Source organism: Epilithonimonas sp. 33E (genome assembly GCF_059372615.1).
The window spans coordinates 1202576-1221077 of record NZ_CM182009.1 but is presented as its reverse complement, the minus strand read 5'-3'; the positions used below and the strand labels follow the sequence as shown (position 1 = coordinate 1221077).

General features: G+C 36.7%; 19 protein-coding genes. 12 read left to right on the top strand and 7 right to left on the bottom strand.

Features of this window, described 5'->3' with window-relative positions; genetic code table 11:
• Nucleotides 1–80: 80 nt before the first annotated feature.
• The 6 genes from AC5P2S_RS05740 to dnaG all read right to left on the bottom strand — a co-directional run bounded on the left by AC5P2S_RS05740 (nucleotide 81) and on the right by dnaG (nucleotide 6635).
• Nucleotides 81–827, bottom strand: a complete 747-nt coding sequence (locus tag AC5P2S_RS05740; protein WP_283417457.1) for an electron transfer flavoprotein subunit beta/FixA family protein — start codon at nucleotides 825–827, stop codon at nucleotides 81–83.
• A 266-nt stretch (nucleotides 828–1093) separates the two neighbouring features.
• Entirely contained in the window at nucleotides 1094–1795 is a 702-nt protein-coding gene (locus tag AC5P2S_RS05735) for an SDR family oxidoreductase (RefSeq protein ID WP_494556573.1), read from the bottom strand.
• Nucleotides 1796–1852: 57 nt separating this feature from the next.
• On the bottom strand, nucleotides 1853–3235 hold the full coding sequence (locus AC5P2S_RS05730) for a dipeptidase (RefSeq protein WP_494556572.1): 1383 nt from the start codon (nucleotides 3233–3235) through the stop codon (nucleotides 1853–1855).
• Nucleotides 3236–3372: 137 nt separating this feature from the next.
• On the bottom strand, nucleotides 3373–3627 hold the full coding sequence (locus AC5P2S_RS05725; protein WP_494556571.1) for a hypothetical protein: 255 nt from the start codon (nucleotides 3625–3627) through the stop codon (nucleotides 3373–3375).
• Nucleotides 3628–3956: 329 nt separating this feature from the next.
• Nucleotides 3957–4634, bottom strand: a complete 678-nt coding sequence (gene clpP, locus AC5P2S_RS05720) for an ATP-dependent Clp endopeptidase proteolytic subunit ClpP (protein WP_283417461.1) — start codon at nucleotides 4632–4634, stop codon at nucleotides 3957–3959.
• A gap of 72 nt (nucleotides 4635–4706) precedes the next feature.
• Complete coding sequence (gene dnaG, locus AC5P2S_RS05715) at nucleotides 4707–6635, bottom strand: DNA primase (RefSeq protein WP_494556570.1); 1929 nt, start codon at nucleotides 6633–6635, stop codon at nucleotides 4707–4709.
• Nucleotides 6636–6797: 162 nt separating this feature from the next.
• Here dnaG and AC5P2S_RS05710 point away from each other — a divergent pair, with 162 nt between their 5' ends.
• From AC5P2S_RS05710 to AC5P2S_RS05660, 11 genes are all read left to right on the top strand, one after another.
• Entirely contained in the window at nucleotides 6798–7472 is a 675-nt protein-coding gene (locus AC5P2S_RS05710) for a hypothetical protein (RefSeq protein ID WP_283417463.1), read from the top strand.
• 3 nt (nucleotides 7473–7475) lie between these two features.
• Nucleotides 7476–8159, top strand: a complete 684-nt coding sequence (locus AC5P2S_RS05705; RefSeq protein WP_494556569.1) for a hypothetical protein — start codon at nucleotides 7476–7478, stop codon at nucleotides 8157–8159.
• A gap of 1 nt (nucleotide 8160) precedes the next feature.
• The gene (locus AC5P2S_RS05700; RefSeq protein WP_494556568.1) at nucleotides 8161–8811 is read left to right on the top strand and encodes a hypothetical protein; all 651 of its coding nucleotides are present in this window, start codon (nucleotides 8161–8163) and stop codon (nucleotides 8809–8811) included.
• Nucleotides 8812–8864: 53 nt separating this feature from the next.
• Entirely contained in the window at nucleotides 8865–9272 is a 408-nt protein-coding gene (gene tsaE / locus AC5P2S_RS05695; protein ID WP_494556567.1) for a tRNA (adenosine(37)-N6)-threonylcarbamoyltransferase complex ATPase subunit type 1 TsaE, read from the top strand.
• Between the two features lie 57 nt (nucleotides 9273–9329).
• Entirely contained in the window at nucleotides 9330–10526 is a 1197-nt protein-coding gene (locus AC5P2S_RS05690) for an alanine dehydrogenase (RefSeq protein WP_283417467.1), read from the top strand.
• Nucleotides 10527–10534: 8 nt separating this feature from the next.
• Nucleotides 10535–10906: a hypothetical protein gene (locus tag AC5P2S_RS05685; RefSeq protein WP_494556566.1), complete on the top strand. Its 372-nt coding sequence runs from the start codon at nucleotides 10535–10537 to the stop codon at nucleotides 10904–10906.
• Between the two features lie 3 nt (nucleotides 10907–10909).
• Nucleotides 10910–11686, top strand: a complete 777-nt coding sequence (locus tag AC5P2S_RS05680) for a histidine kinase (RefSeq protein WP_494556565.1) — start codon at nucleotides 10910–10912, stop codon at nucleotides 11684–11686.
• On the top strand, nucleotides 11658–12365 hold the full coding sequence (locus tag AC5P2S_RS05675; RefSeq protein WP_494556564.1) for a LytR/AlgR family response regulator transcription factor: 708 nt from the start codon (nucleotides 11658–11660) through the stop codon (nucleotides 12363–12365). The genes AC5P2S_RS05680 and AC5P2S_RS05675 overlap by 29 nt, the downstream gene beginning before the upstream one ends.
• Before the next feature lie 114 nt (nucleotides 12366–12479).
• Nucleotides 12480–14756: a cation:proton antiporter gene (locus AC5P2S_RS05670; protein WP_494556563.1), complete on the top strand. Its 2277-nt coding sequence runs from the start codon at nucleotides 12480–12482 to the stop codon at nucleotides 14754–14756.
• Nucleotides 14757–14933: 177 nt separating this feature from the next.
• Nucleotides 14934–15779 (top strand): prephenate dehydrogenase, encoded by an 846-nt coding sequence (locus AC5P2S_RS05665; protein ID WP_494556562.1) that lies wholly within the window; start codon nucleotides 14934–14936, stop codon nucleotides 15777–15779.
• Nucleotides 15780–15860: 81 nt separating this feature from the next.
• Entirely contained in the window at nucleotides 15861–16973 is a 1113-nt protein-coding gene (locus AC5P2S_RS05660; RefSeq protein WP_494556561.1) for a DUF4236 domain-containing protein, read from the top strand.
• Nucleotides 16974–16981: 8 nt separating this feature from the next.
• On the opposite strand, the gene purE is transcribed toward AC5P2S_RS05660, so the two are convergent.
• A complete protein-coding gene (purE, locus tag AC5P2S_RS05655; protein WP_494556560.1) occupies nucleotides 16982–17485 on the bottom strand; it encodes a 5-(carboxyamino)imidazole ribonucleotide mutase in 504 nt (167 codons plus the stop codon).
• A gap of 95 nt (nucleotides 17486–17580) precedes the next feature.
• Between purE and AC5P2S_RS05650 the strand changes: the two genes are divergently transcribed.
• The gene (locus tag AC5P2S_RS05650; RefSeq protein ID WP_494556559.1) at nucleotides 17581–18495 is read left to right on the top strand and encodes a DMT family transporter; all 915 of its coding nucleotides are present in this window, start codon (nucleotides 17581–17583) and stop codon (nucleotides 18493–18495) included.
• The last annotated feature ends 7 nt before the right edge of the window (nucleotides 18496–18502 follow it).

Genomic DNA, 18502 nt, shown 5'->3' with positions numbered 1-18502 from the left:
AAGATGGTAGACTTTAGAAATATGATTTGAGAACAATGTAATATCTATTATCTATCTGTCTATGTTCTGAATGTCTTTGCTTATATCACTTTCGCTTCTTCGTGAAGTAATCTTACCAACTCGTCCAGATTATCTGCAGAAACCAATTTCACCGCCGCTCTCGGCGCAACACTATCAAAAGAAACGGCTTCCACTTTCACTTCAGAATTAGAAGGTTCAACAACATTCAGAGGTTTTGTTCTTGCGGACATAATTCCTCTCATATTTGGGATAATCAAATCTTTTTCATCAACCAGACCTTTTTGTCCTGCAACAACAGCCGGTAACTTAACCGAAATCGTTTCTTTACCACCTTCTATTTCTCTAACCGCAGTTGCTTCTGAACCATTAACATCCAATCCAACCGCTGCATTAACAAAAGCATAATTCAACAATTGAGCAACCATTCCGGGAACTGCTCCACCATTGTAATCTATAGATTCTTTTCCTGTAAGAATCAAATCATAACCTCCATCCTGAGCAATTTTCGCAATTTCTTTGGCTACAGAGAAACTGTCTTTTGCTTCGGTGTTTACTCTCACGGCATCATTCGCTCCGATTGCCAAAGCTTTTCTGATAACAGCTTCCGTTCCTGCATCGCCAACATTAACCACTGTTACTGTTGCACCCTGAGATTCCTGTAATTTTATAGCTTTCGTTAAAGCAAATTCATCTAATGGATTGATCACCCATTGGATTCCGTTTTTGTCAAAAGCAGATTTATCTGCTGTAAAATTAATTTTACTTGTAGTGTCCGGAACGCTACTGATACAAACTAATATTTTCATCTGTTAAATATATTTTTAATTTTTTATCGAATAAGAATCAATCTTAACGATAACTTTTGATGTTACTAAGTGTGGCTAATATATACAAAAAATACTATGCATGCATAATTTATTGTTATTTATTAAATAACATCGGAAACCGCTTTAATAGAGGGGTATTTAGATTATCTATAAATAATTCCAACGATTTTAATCAAAATTTTCTGATTTTAAGAATCACAAATATTGAGGTTAAATTATCCAATTTTCACGCAATCAGTAATTTTTTATTTCTTTACCTGACTTGCTCTGAATTCTATTTTACTTGGCAAAACACGCGGATTCATATTCAGCATATCAAGAACAAGATTCCCCATATCTTCTGGCTGGATTTTCCATTCATCTTTTTCTGACGGAACATTTCCATTGAAATAAGTTGCAACAGAACCCGGCATTATGGTTGAAACTTTGATATTATACTTTCTAAGGTCAATCATCGCAGCTTGTGTAAAACCGACAACGCCGAACTTAGAAGCATTGTAACCGGCTCCATTTTCGAAGAAGTTGGTTCCTGCAAGACTTGCAATGGTAATATAATAACCCTGAGATTTTTTAAGTTCTTCCACCGAAGCTTTCAGTGTGTAGAAACAGCCTGTCAAATTGGTTTCCTGCATCGCATTCCAATCTTCTATCGTCAACTCATCAACCGGTTTGAAGACTCCCAATCCTGCATTAGCGATTACAACATCCAGGCTTCCGAAATTCTGAACAATCTTTTGAACTGCCAGTTCCTCATCTTTAAAACTCCTGACATCAGAACTGACTCCGAAAACACTTTCTGAAATTACCTTAAGCTCAGAAACCGCTTTATCGACATCTTCCTGTTTTCTTCCACTGATAGCGACTTTGTGACCGTTTTTTAACAATACTTCTGCAATACCAAAACCAATTCCTTTGGTTCCGCCTGTGATATAAACTACTTTTGACATAATTGTATTTGATTAAATATTAATAAAAAAGACAGCCTAAACTGTCTTCAATTTTTCTCATCCTTGAGCGTAAAACTCAAAGAAATAAGGGATACTTTCTATTCCTTTATAATAGTTATACAATCCGTAATGTTCGTTTGGTGAATGGATCGCATCCGAATCCAGACCAAATCCCATCAAAACAGATTTAGCGCCAAGAACTTTCTCGAACAATGATGTAATAGGAATACTTCCTCCACTTCTATATGGTAAAACTTCTTTACCAAAAGCTTTTTCCATTGCTTTTTTAGCAGCCAAAAATTCTTTGGTATTGCTTTCCAAAACGTAAGGCATTCCACCGTGATGTGGTGTTACCTTAACTTTCACACTTTTCGGGGCAATTTTTTCAAAATACTTAGTGAATTTTTCTGTGATTTCTTCCGGAGTCTGATTGGGAACCAACCTCATTGAGATCTTAGCAAAAGCTTTGGAAGCAATTACAGTTTTTGCGCCTTCACCAGTATAACCTCCCCAGATTCCGTTTACATCAAGAGTTGGCCTGATAGACGCTCTTTCCAAAGTAGTATATCCTTCTTCTCCCTGGATATCATTGAGGCCGATTGATTTTTTGTAGCCTTCCGGATCGTCTTTTAGTTTGTTCATTTCTTTTCTGTCTTCATCAGAAACGATTAAAACATTATCATAGAAACCGTCAACTGTAATATGACCTTTATCGTCAATCAAGTCACCAATCATTTTTGAAAGAACATTGATCGGATTCGGAACCGCACCACCGTAAAGACCGGAATGCAGATCACGATTCGGACCTTCAACTTCAACTTCAACATAACTTAACCCACGCAAGCCTGTAGTAACTGTCGGCTGCTCATTGGAATAAATATGAGTATCTGAAATCAAAATGACGTCGCAGCTCAGTTTTTCCTTATTTTCCTCAAGGAAATCTGCTAAACTTGCAGAACCAACTTCTTCTTCCCCTTCTATCAAAAATTTGACATTACAAGGCAGTGAGTCGGTTTTCATCATCGCTTCGAAAGCTTTCACATGCATAAAGAACTGTCCTTTATCATCAGCCGAACCTCTTGCAAAAATGGCACCTTCCGGATGAAGTTCTGTTGTTTTAACAACCGGTTCGAAAGGATCGCTTGTCCATAATTCCAAAGGATCGGCCGGCTGAACGTCATAATGCCCATAAACCAAAACTGTTGGCAAATTAGGATCAATTATTTTCTCTCCAAAAACGATTGGATAACCTTTGGTTTCAAGGATTTCTACATTGTCAGCTCCGGCAACCTTGAGATGTCTGGCCACTTCATCCGCGCATTTCAGGACTTCTGATTTGTAAGCCGGATCGGCACTGATTGAAGCTATTCTAAGGATATCAAATAATTCATCAAGAAAACGTTGTTTGTTCTCCTGGATGTATTGTTGTGTGTTACTCATTTTATTTATTAATAATAAATGATGATTGATAAATGATTTTAAACTTTGTCAAAGATGAAAAAGTAAGGTTCGTAAAAATAAAAAATGTCCTGCAAACGCAAGACATTTTTTGTTATAATATTTTTATAAATTTATGATTAGTGAGCAGCTTTAGGTTCTTCTTCTACTGCTGGTTTGGCTTCCGGTTTTATAGCCTTTGCGGAATCTGTTACAATTGGCTGAACAGTTTTTGCGGAATCTGCCTTAGGTTTGTATGTACCATGAGGTGCATTCGGATCATCGTATGCAATAACTTCGTCTGTTTTTTTCAATACTCTTTTGTTCCCACCTGCAGGAAGATCACAAGACACAACTAAAATAGCAGAAGCCAACAATATAACAGATTTTTTCATTTTTTATAATTTAACGTGTCAAAAGTAGTAAAAATTGAGATTTTCTGCAAAATGTTTTTTTGCAAAGTGTACGCAACATGTCATATTTACATAGTTATCCTAGTCCAGATTTTTCTAAACCAGCTAACTCAACCAATGTTTCTCATTCGCGAAGCGCGCCCCGGCGTAGGCGGAGCTCCTTTTTGCGAGAGGCTATGCCGAGCAAAAAGAGCGGGAGCTGGAGACGGATAAAGGCGCCCAAATTATTGAGTTAGTGAGTTGGAAAGTTACAGAGTTGGAGAATTTAGGTCAATAAAAAAACCTGATTCGGGTGAATCAGGTTTTGTGATCTATTTTTTTCTTTCGAGAACTTCGTCCACCATTCCGAAACTTTTCGCTTCTTCTGATGTCATCCAATAATCTCTGTCCGACGCTTTTTCTACCCATTCGTAAGTTTGACCGGAATGGTTGGAAATGATATCGTATAATTCTTTTTTCAGTTTCAACATCTCTCTCAGGTTGATCTCCATATCAGAAGCTACACCTTGTGCACCACCGCTTGGCTGGTGAATCATAACTCTGGAGTGCTTCAAGGCAGAACGTTTTCCTTTTTCACCCGCAACCAAAAGCACGGCGCCCATAGATGCAGCCATCCCGGTGCAGATTGTTGCTACGTCCGGCTTGATAATCTGCATCGTGTCATAAATCCCCAAACCTGCATAAACGCTACCACCAGGAGAATTGATATAGATCTGAATGTCTTTGCTAGGATCTGAACTTTCCAGGAACAACAACTGCGCTGTTACGATATTCGCGACCTGATCGTCAATCCCTGTTCCAAGGAAAATAATCCTGTCCATCATCAATCTGGAAAAAACGTCCATCTGTGCAACGTTCATTCTTCTTTCCTCCATAATATAAGGTGTCAGATTGGTCGGGTTGAACATTCCCATATATTGATCGGTTACCAAACCGTTGTTTCCCATATGCTTAACTGAGAAATCTCTGAATTCTTTTTTAATGTCCATATTATATTTGGTTATTTTTAAATCTTGTTTGAGTTTGCAATTTCTGTTCCTTTGCTAAAGTAAGACTTTCTGTCACAAAATACGAAATAATTCGCTGTCCAATTTGTTTTTGAGTTGTGTCAGAAGAATTATTTTTTGGTAGATCTCTGTATTATCATTTTCATTACTAAGAGAATTTTTGAGGTCATTAATTAATTTGACAATATATTCTCTTTTATGTCTTAACACGATGTCAGAAACTAACTTAGGGACCACTTCTTCCTCTGAACTGAAATAGATATTATACTTGTTCCAGTTACTTGTGTGATAGTTTTCTATGAGTGCACTGGCCAATTTTCCGGAAACTTCTTCATCCATAAAATCGAAGAAAAAATTACCTGATCGTAATTCGTTCTGGAGAATGCCTTCTTTGATTTCGGAAACGATTTTTTTATTGATATCCAATTGGATTTCGAAATCGTCTTCGTCCAGGTGATTGAGGATTTCTTCGATAACCGTGATTCTATAATCATTACCTTCAGCATCTTTTCTATCAAGAACAAAGTCGCCGTATTTCAACATCAGATCCACCAGCTTTTCTTCCTGAACCAACAATGGATTAACAGAAAAACCAGCTTCCTGAACGATTTCTAGTTTTGGTGCTGCTTTTTTTTCTTCAAATCTAGGTTTTGATTCCTGCTGCTGCTGTGTTACATTCGTCTGAATCTGAAGTTCATTGAATAAACTTTGTTCACTCAACCCGAATTTATTCGAGACTTCTTTCAGATAAACTTCACGCTTTAACGCATTTTGAACAAAGGCAACCGATTTTACTATATCACGGATTGATTCAGCTTTTCTGATTGGATCATTTCCAGCATCTCTGAGTAAAATCTCTGCTTTGAAATCAATAAAATCTTTCGCTTCTTTGTCAATAAAATTCTCAACAAATTCCTGCGGATGTTTTCTGGCAAAAGAATCGGGATCGTCTCCGTCCGGAAAAAGAAGAACACGGATATTCATTCCTTCTGACAACAACATATCGATGCTTCGGAAACTGGCTTTGATTCCTGCATTATCACCATCAAAAAGAATCGTGACGTTTTCCGTTAATCTTTTGATGAGTTTGATCTGTTCGGTTGTCAAAGAAGTTCCGGAACTCGCCACAACATTCTCTATTCCGGATTGGTGTAGCGACACAACATCCATATAACCTTCCACCAAAAGGCAAAGATTCTTCCTGGAAATGGATTGTTTGCTTTGATTAAGTCCGTAAAGAACATTGGACTTATGATAGATTTCGGTTTCCGGAGAATTGAGATATTTCGCCGTTTTGACATTATTCTTGAGAATCCTTGCTCCAAATCCAAGCACTCTTCCCGAAAAACTATGAATCGGAAAAATAACCCTGTCACGGAATCTGTCAATTCCTGAAGGTGTATTTTCCGGAAAAATGGATAAGCCAGATTTTTCTAATATTTCTTTTGAATATGCTTTTTCAAGCGCGAATTCCGTAAACGCATTTTTCTTTTCGGGCGAATATCCCAACTGAAATTTCTTAATAATATCATCCCGAAGTTCTCTTTCTTTGAAATAAGAAAACCCGATCATTTTGCCTTCTTCCGATTCCCAAAGCTGCTCCTGGAAAAAATCATTGGCAACTTCGTGAATTTTGTAAAGCAGATCGCGCTCTGTCTGAGATTGCTTTTCCTCTTCAGAATATTCGCGGACATTTTCCTCTATCTCAATTCCATATTTTTTCGCAGCATGGCGAAGTGCTTCCGGATAAGTAAAATTCTCAATTTCCATTAGGAAAGAAATGGCTGTTCCGCCTTTCCCGGTCGAGAAATCTTTCCAAATCTGTTTACTTGGGGAAACCACAAAACTTGGCGATTTTTCCTCATGAAAAGGACTCAAACCCTTAAAGTTAGAGCCCGCTCTTTTCAACTGAACATATTCGCCGACAATCTCTTCTACTCGTATTGTAGAAAATATTTTATCAATAGTCTCTTTGGTAATCACAATGTAAATCTAATCAAAAAATAGAAATTTAAAAAAAACAAATTTTCCACACATAACAATTTATTATTAAATATAATTAGGCACATAAATTGTTATGACTGAATCATTAATAAAAATATCATTAATTTTACGGCCTTTTGCTTACATTATTATTTAAATTCTATGAAATTACAGACAATTCTATTTGCTCTTTTAATTTATAATTTATCCTTTGCTCAAGTTGGAATTAATACAGCATCACCTACAAGAAAACTTCACGTTTCTGGTTCTATGAGAGTACGGGGAACAATCAATAAATCAGAATCTGCCGCATACAGCAATATATTGGTAACCGATGCTAATGGTAATATCGATTATACAACAAAAGCGAGCCTGCAGCCGACTCCACAACCAGGAACTTCCAATAAAGAAAGCTACAGCCAGATTTATAACATGACAACAGAAAGTGGAGATCCAAACAAAGCCCTAACCTGCGGAAAATTCAGTTTCTCTTTTGATACAGGCGCTTCTTCTAACATCAGATTCAAGTTATCTCAAAATCCTGGAGCTGCCGTAAGTGTTTATATGAGCATGGAACAAAACTGGGATGGCAACGGATATCAGTTTTATCAGGGCAAGGCTTCTTCGGACGATGCAACGGTAGCATTTACGTTTGATGCCAATAACTGGAATACTTATCAACAATTTGCCCAGGCTAATGTTGCCGATTTTGAACAAAACGTGATGCACTTCCAATATCCCGGTGATGCAGATTTTTACAGATTAACAATCTACCGGGCTCTTCAAAGAACAGGAACAACCAATTATGACTTTGCAGCAGTTTGCGAAAAATTCTAGAATATGAAAAAATATTTTTTTGCTACGATTCTAATTTCCGGTCTTGCATACTCGCAGAATACAAATGTTGGAATAGACACCAATGCGCCTACAAGAAAACTGGATGTTAATGGAGATCTGAGAGTGACAACAGGAACTATTGTTACTAACAATTCTGCATATGACAGAATAGTTACGGCCAATAATTCTACAGGTGATGTAGATTACATTACCATTCCTGCTATTTTCCAGACATCAACCAATAACGTAGAAGTAAAGCGTTCGGTTTATCTTGCAACCGGAGCTGTAACTGCCAACGAATGTAACTGCGGTGACATCACTTTTAGGATCAACAATAACAACACGCCGGAATTCAAACTGAATTCGACAACGATATTTGCTACAAATAATAACATCACCACATTTGATCTAGGTTACGGAATAAAACGCTGGTCAAACAATGCGTACAGCTATGCTAACAGAACAGTTACATTCACAACAGCAAATTATGCAACTTATCAGACTCTCGACGCCACAGCTTTTCCTACAACAAATGATGCTGCCGGCAATACGGTAAGGATATATACTATTATTCCGCCAAAACAGAATCATCTATACAGACTTACATTATCGAGAACGAATAACAACAACACGACAACCTATGCATATGCTCTGGTTTGTGAAAGGTTCTATATGCAAACTTTATAATATGGGAAAGATTATATTTATTTCGATTGTGTTTTTTTCAACATCCATTTATGGTCAAAATGTTGGCATTAATACCAATTCACCAACCAGAGCCCTTGATGTTAACGGAGATCTCAGAGTAAGAACCTTAACAGATAAAAGTACAGATGCAGCTTACAACAATGTCATTGTCGCAAATACCAACGGCGAATTTGATAAATGGGACAAAGCCAGTTTACTTTCAACAATCCAGACATTAGCTGTAGAAAACAAAAAACTGACTTATGTTTCCAACTCTCCGAACATTGGCAATACCGTAGATTGCGGAAAATTCAGCTTCAGGTTTAATACAGGTCCCGTTCCTCAAATCAAGCTTGTCTCAGGAAACTCAACTACAATATATTATACGATCATCCACAGAGTCAACAAATCTACCGACAGCTTTAGCGGAACTAATACCTTAGCTTCCGGACAGTCAGTAACCATTGGAAGTGGAACAGGAAACAACAGTACAACCGGTTGGCAAACTCTGGATGCAACTTATGCAAACAACGGATTGGATGAACTTTACATAACTTACCCCGGTGATAACAACCTATACAGAGTAACTTTTCTTGCCAGAAACAGCTCAGCAACTCAGTATTTCTATACGATGATCTGTGAAAAATTCTAGTTTCAAATTCCGGATTTGTAGAAATAAATATTTTAATTTTGCGAAAAATAAAAATGGTATTTCAAATCAATACACTTCCGGAATGGAAAGATGTAGTCAATCAAATCATTCCGAATCTTCAGCATAACATTCTCTTGCTTAAAGGCAATCTTGGCGCTGGAAAAACAACTTTTACTCAATACTTACTGAAAGAATTTGGGAGCGATGATGAGATTTCGTCGCCAACCTACTCTATTATCAACGAATATGACACGCCAAAAGGAAAAGTTTATCATTTTGATTTGTACCGACTGAAAGATGTAACCGAAGCCTATGATTTCGGGATTGAGGAATATCTGGACAACGGATTTCTTTCTATTATTGAATGGCCGGAAATCTATATGGATGAGCTGGAAGGCTATGATTTTCACGAAATGACCATAGAAAATACCGAATCCGGAAGAGAAATCGAATTTAATTAACAGATACTGTAATTTGTGTTATCTTTGCCTAATATTTTTGATTAATGTTTTGATTTTATGAGCAGCACGTCAACCATATTTACGCCTTTTTCTGAAGAAGAACTGATTCCCAAGGAAGAAAAGTTAGAAGTAGTAAAAAAAGGAAAAACCTTCAGCATTGGTGTTCCTAAGGAAACTTGTCTGAGTGAGAAAAGAACATGTCTGATTCCTGATGCTGTTCAGATATTGGTCAATAACGGTCATAAAGTGATTATAGAAAGTGGCGCCGGCGAAGGCTCACACTTCTCAGATTTGCTTTATTCAGAAGCCGGAGCGGAAATTACCAACGATCCAAAAGTGGCGTTTTCTCAAGATTTGGTGCTTAAAATCAACCCACCGACAGAAGAAGAAATCGAGTACCTGAGACCTATGACATATCTGATTTCTGCTCTGCAAATCAATCTCAGGGACAAAGATTATTTCATCAAATTAGCGGCTAAAAAAGTCAACGCTATTGCGTTTGAATTCATAATGGATGAGTACAAACAATTGTCTTTGGTAAGATTGATTGGCGAGATTGCAGGTACCGTTTCCATTCTTTATGCATCAGAACTTTTGGCCATGTCCAACGGATTGATGCTTGGTGGGATTACCGGTGTGCGTCCAACGGAAGTAGTAATATTGGGAGCAGGAATCGTGGGCGAATTTGCAACAAAAGCAGCGATTGGCTTAGGTGCAAGTGTCAAAGTTTTTGATAATTCCTTGTCAAAACTACGAAGACTTCACACGTTGGTGGACAGCCGAGTTCCGACTTCAATCATCGATCCAAAAGAACTCACAAAATCTCTTAGACGTGCAGATGTTGTTATCGGTGCTTTACCAAGACTTAACCTGTCACCTATCGTAACGGAAGATATGGTGATGAAAATGAAAAAAGGAAGTGTCATCATTGATATTACCATAGATAACGGAAAAGTTATCGAAACATCGGAACTAACTTCTACTGAAAAACCGTTCATCATCAAGCACGGCGTTATCCATTGCGGATTGCCGAACCTGACGTCAAAAATGCCAAGAACAACTACGAAAGCAATCAGCAATTTCTTTTTGAGCTATCTGCTGGGTTACGATGAAGAAGGCGGTTTTGAAAATATGCTGGTTCACAAAAACGAAATCAAGCAATCCTTGTATATGTACAAAGGCCGACACACCAAGCTACTGATTTGCAACAAGTTCGACCTTCCTTACCACGACATCAACCTTCTGATTTTTTAAATCAAACAATGCTCAAAAAACTTAAATTCTATTTTATCGGACTGGTTCCTGGATTATTAATCGTTTTCTTTGTCCTCAATCAGAAAGGTGCAAGCTGCTCGTATTTTCCTAATGACAGAGTGATTGCGGAAACATTGACCAAAGATTTTTCTTATTCTGACCAATTCAAAAAAGAAATGGAAGCGAATAAAATCTCTGAAAAATCCATGAAAGACGATATCATTTCCAAAGGTAAAATCGATTTCGACAAAAGCAACGCTCAGAAAAAACCTTGTCCGGAATATATTCTGAATTATCCTAAAGACAATCCGACCTATGAAATCCATTATTTCAAATGCAAGGAAAAAGCGGAATTTATCGGTCTTAAAAAGTTAAAATAAACGATGAACGGCAAAAATCTTCTTCTACCCGATTATCTTTTATTTGGTGGGATTTTTGTTATTTTTTTACTGTTGGTTCTGAGTTTTTTTCTCTTCGGAAAATATAAATCCGTAAAGGCAAAAAATAAGTTTCTCGAAGACAATTACAGAGCCATTGAAAACAAACTCGACAATGTGAGACTGGAACACATCGAGACCAAACTTAATCCTCATCTTTTCAAAAACATCCTGAATTCAGTGCAATCGCACGCTTATCAGACTTACATTTCATTGGACAAACTGGCCAATATTCTGGATTACATTCTCTACGAAAGCGGCAACAAATTTGTCACTCCAAAAGAAGAACTGGATTTTGCAATGAATCTCATCGAAATCAACAAAATCAAAATCAATCCTTTGTTCGATTTCAGAATTAAGACCAAAATCAACAAAGAAGATCCTGTTTATCAGGAGAAAGTTTTTGCACCGCTGATTTCTGTTGATTTGATTGAAAATGCTTTTAAACACACAGATTTTCTGGCCCAGGATTCTTTTATTTCCGTTAATTTAGTTTTGGATGACGGAACATTTGAAATGAAAGTTTCGAATAAAATTTCAGAGAAAACGCCGTTGCAAAAGGAAAACAGTGGATTCGGAAGCAAATCTTTTGACCAGCGTTTGAAATTAATTTACAAGAATCATTACAAACTCAGCAAAAATATCAGCAATGGTATTTTCACAGCACATCTAACCATTAATCTTTCAGAATTTTATGATAAAGTGCGTTATTCTGGACGATGAGTTACTGGCAATCAGCTACTTAAAATTGCTTTGCAGTGAAATGGAAAATATCGAGGTGGTCAAAGCCTTTAACAATCCAAAAGTTTTTTTACAGGAAATCAACGACATCGATTGTGATATTTGTATTCTTGACATCGAGATGCCTGGAATGAACGGACTTCAAGTTGCTGAATTAATCCAAGACAAAAAAATTATTTTTACGACGGCTTACAAAGAATACGCAGCAGAAGCTTTTGATCTCGATGTGTTGGATTATGTGCGAAAACCTATCAAAAAAGAACGCCTCCAGCAGGCTTTTGAAAAGGTAGAAAAATTGTTGGGTGAACAGCGAAAAAATCAGTTTTTTGAATGGAACACCAATCTGGGCAAAACCCGAATTTTTGTCAATGATGTAGTTTACATCAAAACATCGGAAATCGATAGTCGCGATAAGGATTTGAAGCTGAAAAACCATTCAGAAATCATTCTTAAAAACTTAAGTTTTAAAAATTTATCCGAATTATTGCCCCAGAAGAATTTTGTTCAAATCAACAAAAAAGAAATGGTTAACATCGATTTTATTAAGGTTTTTTCCTCTTCGGAAATTATTCTGGATTTGGCTTCATCAGAAGGAAATCCAATAAAATTAAATATCAGTGATACGTTTAAAAGCCAGGTCTCCGAAAAACTCTCAAAATAATTTCAGCGCAGAAAAAGGCCATTTTATTACATTTTTGAATTTGATATAAAATTCATATTCAAAAACTTCTCAACTTTACATCTTGAAAATTAGGTAAAATCTAAGTCGGTGATTATGGCAAAGTACAGGAATATTATATTTTACGTTACAACAATTTTGGTTTTTTCGGCTTTGATGTATTGGTTTTTTGTGGAAGGGAAAACGCTGGAAGCCGGCGAAAATATTATTCATAAAACCAGCAACGGCACAATGTGGGACAATTTTGTCGACTCATTTATGACCAACCTGCATCATCCGCTGGCATTGCTTCTTATCCAAATCGTCACAATAATTTTTGTGGCAAGATTGTTCGGGTGGATTTGTATGAAAATGAAACAGCCTTCTGTTATCGGTGAAATGATTGCAGGAATTGTGTTAGGACCTTCGCTTTTAGGACTTTATCTCCCTGAATTTTCAGCTTTCCTTTTCCCGAAAGAATCACTTCCTAATTTACAGTTTCTCAGCCAGATAGGATTAATCTTATTTATGTATATCGTGGGAATGGAGCTGGATTTGAGCGTTCTCAGGAAAAGAGCGCACGACGCCGTTGTCATCAGCCACGCTAGTATCATCATTCCATTTGCATTGGGAATCGGATTATCCTATTTCATTTATAAGGAATTTGCGCCGGATGGTGTCCAATTCAGTTCGTTTGCGTTGTTTATCGCCATTGCAATGAGCATTACGGCATTTCCGGTTTTGGCGAGAATTGTGCAGGAACGGAATCTCCAGAAAACCAAACTTGGAACCATTGTCATCACTTGTGCTGCAGCCGATGATATCACAGCCTGGTGTATTCTGGCAGCCGTGATTGCTATTGTAAAAGCCGGTTCTTTTGCCAGCTCAATTTATGTCATTCTGATGGCGATTGCCTATGTTTTTCTAATGATAAAAATCGTGAGACCTTTCCTGAAAAGAATTGCCGAACTGCAATCCGGTAAAGGAATTATCAGCAAATCGATCGTTGCAATTTTTTTCTTAACACTGATTATCTCGGCTTATGCCACGGAAGTGATTGGAATTCACGCATTGTTTGGAGCATTTATGGCCGGAGCGATAATGCCGGAAAATGTGAAATTCAGGAATCTTTTTATTGAGAAAGTTGAAGATGTCGCATTAGTTTTACTATTACCATTATTCTTTGTTTTCACAGGATTAAGAACCCAAATCGGATTGTTGAATGACGGACATCTCTGGATGACGGCAGGTCTGATTATCGCGGTCGCTGTGACGGGAAAATTCATCGGAAGTGCCCTCACTGCAAAATTCCTGAGAATCAATTGGAAAGATAGTCTCACAATCGGTGCTTTGATGAATACCCGAGGTCTTATGGAACTGATTGTCCTCAACATCGGCTATGATTTGGGCGTTCTAAGTCCTGAGATTTTTGCAATGATGGTTATAATGGCCTTGTTTACCACCTTTATGACGGGACCTTCTTTGGATTTAATCAATTTTCTGTTCAGAGGAAAAAAGTCAATGAGCGATGAAGAAAATAGTGATAATAGTGGAAAATATAAAGTTTTGCTTTCATTTGAAAATCCGGAATCCGGAAGTACACTCTTGAAGCTTGCTGATAATTTCACTAACAAAATGAACGGTAACAAAAGTATTACCGCAATGACCACTGCGCCTGTGGAAGGACTTCACACCTTCGATTCCGACAGTTATGAAGAGGAAATGTTTTCTAACATTATCGACACATCGCAGGAGCTGAAGCTGGAAGTCACTACCCTTTTCAAAGCTTCCAATGACATCGAAAATGATTTGGTGCATATCACTAACAAAGGTAACTATGACTTGCTTCTGATAATGCTGAGAAAATCTATATATGAAGGAACGTTGCTTGGAAAATTGCTGGGTTTTACGACCAAAATCATTAATCCTGAGAAATTACTGAACACAGTTAAAGGCAAATCATATATCTTCAATTCTTCTCCTTTCGATGATTTTACGTTGAGCATACTGGACAAAACCAATATTCCTGTGGGAATTATGGTTGACAAAAACTTCGAAAGTGCAGATAAAATTTTCATTCCGATTTTTGATTTGAGCGATTTTTATCTGGTTGAATATGCCAAGCGACTCATCAATAATAACGATTCTCAGGTCATTATCTTGGATGCTGCCGGACAAATCCGAAGAAATACAGAAATACGCGAACTAATTAGGAATATCGAACATATCGCACCAAATCACATTACACTTTACAACGAGAAAACCATTGAAAAAGAGTTCCTGGAATCTCAGGATCTGATGCTCATCAGCAGCAAAAGCTGGAAAAATTTGATTGACACCAAAAGTCTTTGGTTATCAGATATTCCGTCGACATTGATTATTTCAAATCCATAATTTTTTTTGAATTTAATAAAATTAATTCTATCTTCGTTCTGTGAAAACTACAAGCAGAACATATTATTACGCAATTCAAAACCTGAAACAGGATTAGGATTCGTATATAGAAATATCAAAACCTCGTCCTGATGACGGGGTTTTTTGTTTTTTAAATCGATTAGAAAAATATTAAAGATGAAGATAGGAATTATCGGAACCGGATTAATCGGAGGTTCCATTGCATTGAAATTAAAAGAGAAAAACTTCACCAATTTCGTTTATGGAATTGACCAAAATGAATACAACCTCAATAAAGCACTTGAACTTAACATTATTGATGAAAAAGCAGGTTTCGAAACAGGAATCCAAAATTCGGATTTGATTATCATTGCAATTCCGGTAGATTCGGCCAGGAAAATATTATCTGATGTTTTAGATTTGATTAATGATAATCAGGTTGTAATGGATGTTGGTTCCACGAAATCCGGCATTGTGGACTCTATCAAAAATCATCCGAACAGAAAACGTTTCGTAGCGTTTCACCCGATGTGGGGAACGGAAAACTCCGGTCCGAATGCGGCAACCAAAGATAGTTTTACAGGAAAAGCAGCCGTGATTTGTAACAAAGAAGAATCCGACGACAATGCTTTAGAACTTGTAGAAGAACTCATTAAAACATTAGAGATGCATCCAATCTATATGAATGCCGATGCGCACGATGTTCATACGGCTTACATCTCGCATATTTCGCATATTACTTCTTATGCACTTGCAAATACGGTTTTAGAAAAAGAGCGTGAAGAAGATACTATTTTTCAGCTAGCGAGCTCTGGTTTCTCGAGTACGGTTCGTCTGGCAAAATCTCATCCGGAAATGTGGGTTCCGATTTTCCGCCAAAACAAAGAAAATGTTTTGGATGTTCTGAACGAGCACATTTCGCAGCTGAGAAAATTCAAATCCGCTTTGGAGAAAGAGAATTTTGATTATCTGGAAGAATTGATTGTGAATGCGAATAAGATCAGAGGGATTTTGGATAAATAGTTTTCAGATTACGGAAATCCGTAAGAAAATCACTCATTCAAAAATTAGTTTTACAATGTTGAATAATAAAACTAATTTAATATGGCTTGGAGTTATAGAAAACGGATTAAAATCATTCCAGGAGTTCATCTCAATTTAAGTAAAAACGGCATTAGCACTTCTATTGGAGTAAAAGGTGCTAATATGACATTTGGAAAATCAGGCACCTTTATAAATACCAATATTCTGGGAATTCATAATAGACATAAATTATCTGGTGTTAATAATCCATTGCCTTCAAATTATAACCCTCCAATAGTAGAATTAGGAGATAATATTTTCAGTAGAGATATTCAGGAAATCACAAGCCAGAATATGCAAGGTGTGAAAGAAGCCATAATATTGGCTCATCAGCAAAGAAAAGAACTTAAAATTGATTTATTGAAAGTCCAAACCACAATTGGTGGTTCTAAACTAAAATTGACAACAAGTTATATTTTGCTTTACGGTTTAATTAAAAAATCTATTTCTGAAAAAATAAAAATAGATATAAAAAAACAGCAGGAGACTATTAAACAATTAAAAGAACAAATAGAAAATTGTTATGTAAAATTGGATGTAAATTTCGAACCTGAAATACAAGAAAAATATAACAAACTTATTAATAGCTTCAAAAATTTAGCTAACAGTCATAAAATTTGGGATGTCACAAGTGCACATTATCAAGATAGAATTGCGACTCGTTCATCCGCGAGTACTCTTGTAAGAAAAAGGGAAGTGAGATTTGGAATTAAAACATTGCCTGATATAAAATCAAATTTTGAGACCTTATATTTTCAAAATGCAAATGGAGCAGATTTATATTTCTATCCGAATTTTATTTTAATGTTTTCTTCAAAAACTCAATTCGCTATTATTGGACTTGATGAGTTGACTTTCAATCAAAGTTATGTGAGATTTACTGAAACCGGTTTTGTTCCAAAAGATTCAAAAATTATTGATAGAACTTGGTTTAAGGTTAATAAAAACGGAACACCAAATAAACGATTCAAAGGTAACTATCAAATACCTGTTGTTAAATACGGAGAAATCAAATTACATACACAAACTGGACTGAATGAAGAATATGAATTTAGCAACTATGAATTTACAGAACAATTTGGAAATGCATTCAGAGAATATCAAAATACTATTAAATCTTTAAAGCAATTATAATTATAAACCTACTTATCAAACTGATTCGGATGCAGCTTCTTAATATCATCAACAGTTCCAAGAACTTTATCTTTAAGAGAATCCTGGTATTTTTGTAATTTTTCAGAAACTTCGGAATCGCACGTCCCGATGATTTTCGCTGCGAGAATCCCGGCATTGGCAGCACCATTCAAAGCAACTGTTGCAACAGGAATTCCTGAAGGCATCTGCAAAATCGACAACACCGAATCCCAACCGTCAATAGAGTTACTTGATAAAATGGGAACGCCAATCACCGGCAAGATGGTACAACTGGCGACCATTCCCGGAAGATGCGCCGCGCCGCCAGCGCCTGCAATGATAACTTTCAAACCTCTTCCCTTCGCTGTTTTTGCATAGTCGAACATACGTTCCGGCGTTCTGTGTGCGGAAACAACAGTTAGTTCGTAAGGAATTTCCAGAGATTTGAGAAAATCAGCCGCTTGTTGCATTATTGGCAAATCACTTTGACTGCCCATTATTATTCCTACCATTTCATTTTTTATTAGATGCTCAAAGATAAAAATTTATAGGTAAAATCGGAGTTTTTGGAATACCTTTGGATTAGTATTTTTTTCAAATAAAAGCTTTGAGTTCAAAAACCATTATCGCAATCTTTGTCGTGGCTATTGTCTGGGGAACGACTTTTCTCGGCATCAAAATAGGTGTAGAAACTGTTCCGCCCTGGTTTGTTGCAGGGTTACGTCAATTTTTAGCATCGCTTGTCCTGCTTCCTATTCTGATTTATACGAAAAACCTGAAATGGATTGGCTGGAGAAATTTCCGAATTCAGATTACACTCTCATCATTAATGCTGGTTGGTGCGAATGGCTTGACAACGGTTGCCGAGGAAAATCTCACCAGCAGTTTAACATCTTTAATCAGTGCGCTATCTCCGATTTTCATTTTTGTTGCGAGTATGGCTATTGGAATGGAAAAATTCACTTACCGGACAATGGCAGGACTTCTAATGGGATTTTTCGGTGTGCTCTTTATTTTCTGGGACGGCATTAATGACCTGATGAATCCAAGCTACAGATTAGGACTGCTAATTTTGATTATCGCAATAATGAGCTGGGGACTTGGAACAATTTACACGAAAAAGATTAACGTTAAAAATAACAATCTATTCCTGAATCTTTTCTACCAGTTTGCATTTGCAGGAATTATCCAGTTGATTTTCGCTTTCTCATTTTCAGAAACCATTGATATTTCAGCCTGGTCTGTAAAAAGTATCTCAGCCATTATTTATCTTGCTGTTTTCGGTTCTGTACTGGCGTTTTTCTCTTATCATTATCTACTCAGAACATTACTACCAACACAAGTTTCGATTTTGTCTTACGTGAATACTATAATCAGTATTTTCCTCAGCTGGCTGATTCTTGGAGAAACAATTTCTACTAAATTCATTATTGCTACAGCGTGTATCATCAGCGGTGTATTCATTATTAATTACAAACCCGGAATGCTAAAATTCAGGCTGATGCAAAAATATTTAAAATGATAAAATT